We start from the raw sequence: 2,695 nt of genomic DNA, 5'->3' as shown, positions 1-2,695 counted from the left end.
CCCGCCCGAGGCCTTGATCCCGAGCTGCCCGCCCACCGCCCGGTTCATGGCGGCGACCGCACGCACGCTGGCGCCGCCGGCCGGGTGGAAGCCGGTGGAGGTCTTGACCATGTCCGCCCCCGCGCGCGCGACGGCGTGGCACAGCTCCTCGACCCGCCGGTCCCCCGCCTCCTCGCCCAGCGCCCGGTGGATCGCGGCGGTCTCGAGGATCACCTTGATCACGGTGGGCGGGGGCACGGCGTCGCGCATCGTCAGCACGTCGGCCATCACCTCGTCCACCAGGCCGGCGATCGCCGCACCCACGTCGATCACCATGTCCACCTCGACGGCGCCCTGATCCACCGCCAGCCGTCCCTCCATGGCCTTGACCAACGCGTGGTGTTTCCCGGACGGGAAGCCGGCCACGGTCGCCACCGTCAGGCCCTCCGCCCGCACCGGGAGCATCGCCGGGCTCACGCACACCGCCTTGACCCCGAGAGCGCGGGCCTCGTCGACACAGGCCTGGACGTCCTCGCGGGAGGCGTCCGGGGAGAGCAACGTGTGGTCGATCATCGCCGCGACGCGGGCGCGGGTCAGCTGAATCTGTGGCGTGGCATCCATGCCGGCCAGCCTAGCGGGGCTCCCCACCACCCCCTGCTGGCACAATGACCGTTCATGTCACGCCGCTACGTCCTCACGCTGGGTTGCCCCGACCGCATCGGCATCGTCGCCCGCATCGCCACGTTCCTCGCCGAGCTCGGCGGCACCATCGTGGAGGCGGCCTACCACGCGGACGAGAACTCCCGCTGGTTCTTCACCCGGCAGTCCGTGGACGCCGAGTCGATCGGGATGGACCTCGACGAGCTGCGCCGCCGCTTCTCACGGGTGGCCGCCGAGCTCGGCCCGGAGACGGACTGGAACATCGCCGACTCCAGCGAACCGAAGGACATCGTCGTCCTGGTGTCCAAGGAGGGGCACTGCCTGCACGACCTCATGGGCCGGGTGGACAGCGGGGACTTCCCCGCCCGCATCCGCGCCGTGATCGGCAACCACGACACCCTGCGGGGGATGACCGAGGCGCACGGCATCCCCTTCCATCACGTGCCGTTCCCCGCGGATCCGGCCGAGCGGGGTCCGGCGTTCGCCGAGGTGTCCTCGATCGTCGACGACATCGACCCGCACGCCATCGTCCTGGCCCGCTTCATGCAGGTCCTGCCGGACGATCTGTGCTCCCGCTGGGCCGGTCGCGCCCTCAACATCCATCACAGCTTCCTGCCGAGCTTCGTGGGGGCGCGCCCCTATCACCAGGCGCACATCCGGGGGGTCAAGCTCATCGGGGCGACCTGCCACTACGTCACCGCCGACCTCGACGAGGGACCGATCATCGAGCAGGACGTCATCCGCGTCGACCACGCGGCGACAGTGCAGGACATGGTCCGGCAGGGCCGCGACGCCGAGAAGCTGGTGCTGGCCCGCGGGCTGCGGTGGCACCTCGAGGACCGCGTCCTGGTCCACGACGTCCGGACCGTCGTCTTCACCTGAGACGAGGCGACGCCCGGACCGTCGTCTTCACCTGAGACGAGGCCCAGCGACAGGAGAAGGCTCAGCCGCGGGAGAAACCGTGGCGCTCGGTGAGCAGGGTCTCGGCGGCGGACAGGAAGATCAACCGGGCGGCCGCGCCGGCCCGGGGAAGAATCGACCGGACCCGCTTCTCGAGCACGGCCTGGTCCATCCCCGCCCCGCGAACGGTCTCCACCAGAACGGTGAACGCCTCTGCCGCCCGGCTCTGACCCTCCATGAACAGGCGGCCGATCTTCTCGATACCCTCCTCGTCCACGCCGAGGACGATCAGGTCACGCAGGAGATCGGCCATGTAGACGTCGGAGAAGAAGTGGTCGGCTGCTCCCGGTTCGGTGATCAGACCGAGGGACTCCCCCACGTCGATCAACTCCTCGGGCATGTCGAACGAGGCGACCGCCTGGGACTCCGCCCGGGTGAGTCGCCGTCGGGACCCCGAGGGCCTGCGCTCGCCCCGTACGCTCTCGACCTCGAGCAACTCGGCGAGGGTGAACCCGTGCCGCTCGGCGATGAGCAGCTCCTCGATCGTGGCGAAGGTGTATCCCCGGTTGAGCAGGCGAAGGATCAGGTCGAGCCGACTGCGGTGATCCGGCCCGTAGAGCGCGGTCCGGCCCTGTCGGATGGGCGGCTGGAGCAACCCGCGTTCCTGATAGACGCGGATATTGCGAACGGTCGCGCCGGAGGTCTCCGCCAGCTCCTCGATGCGCTGCAGCGGCGCGGACCCCCTGGCACTCACCTGCGCCTGCCGCCGACGGCAGGCCTGACGTCGGCGAAGAACACCCCGACCGCCACCATCGCCACGATTCCGAGGATCCCGAACGGCCGGATCGCGAAGAAGAGGGCGGCTCCGGCGCAGATACCGATCCAGGCCGGTTTGGGCCACTTCCCCTCCATCGAGTACGCCGACGCGGGAGGAAGGACCGCCAGCACCAGGCCGACGAGCGCCCACGCCACGAGGGCCGCCTGGATCGCGAGCTGGATGAGGCCCCAGGTTCCGGGCAATGCATCTATCACAACCGCCAGTGTAGTCGGCGCGTCCGACACCCCGGCCATCGATGTTCACGGCGTGGAGTTGGGGGTTCGACGGCCCCGTGACGAGAGCCGCCCCCGGCCCGCTCGGGGAGAGCGGGCCGGGGGC

The 2,695-nt window shown here is 70.5% G+C and carries 4 protein-coding genes; 1 reads left to right on the top strand and 3 read right to left on the bottom strand.

Annotated features, from left to right (window positions below; all coding sequences use genetic code 11):
• The coding region (gene deoC / locus G6022_RS11325; protein WP_182691590.1) for a deoxyribose-phosphate aldolase at positions 1–600 on the bottom strand (600 nt) is incomplete at its 3' end.
• Positions 601–654: 54 nt separating this feature from the next.
• On the opposite strand from deoC, the gene purU reads away from it, so the two are divergent.
• Positions 655–1,521, top strand: a complete 867-nt coding sequence (purU, locus tag G6022_RS11320; protein ID WP_182639773.1) for a formyltetrahydrofolate deformylase — start codon at positions 655–657, stop codon at positions 1,519–1,521.
• A 61-nt stretch (positions 1,522–1,582) separates the two neighbouring features.
• Here purU and G6022_RS11315 read toward each other — a convergent pair whose 3' ends face one another.
• Both G6022_RS11315 and G6022_RS11310 read right to left on the bottom strand, forming a co-directional pair.
• The gene (locus G6022_RS11315; RefSeq protein ID WP_182610498.1) at positions 1,583–2,293 is read right to left on the bottom strand and encodes a MerR family transcriptional regulator; all 711 of its coding nucleotides are present in this window, start codon (positions 2,291–2,293) and stop codon (positions 1,583–1,585) included.
• Positions 2,290–2,571 carry a DUF2516 family protein gene (locus tag G6022_RS11310; RefSeq protein WP_179523422.1) on the bottom strand — a complete coding sequence of 94 codons (282 nt, stop codon included), beginning with the start codon at positions 2,569–2,571 and terminating at the stop codon, positions 2,290–2,292. The genes G6022_RS11315 and G6022_RS11310 overlap by 4 nt, the downstream gene beginning before the upstream one ends.
• Between the last annotated feature and the right edge of the window lie 124 nt (positions 2,572–2,695).

This window comes from Dietzia sp. Cai40, from assembly GCF_014145165.1.
GTDB classification, from domain to species: Bacteria; Actinomycetota; Actinomycetes; order Mycobacteriales; family Mycobacteriaceae; genus Dietzia; species Dietzia natronolimnaea.
This window is presented reverse-complemented; position numbering and strand designations above follow the sequence as displayed.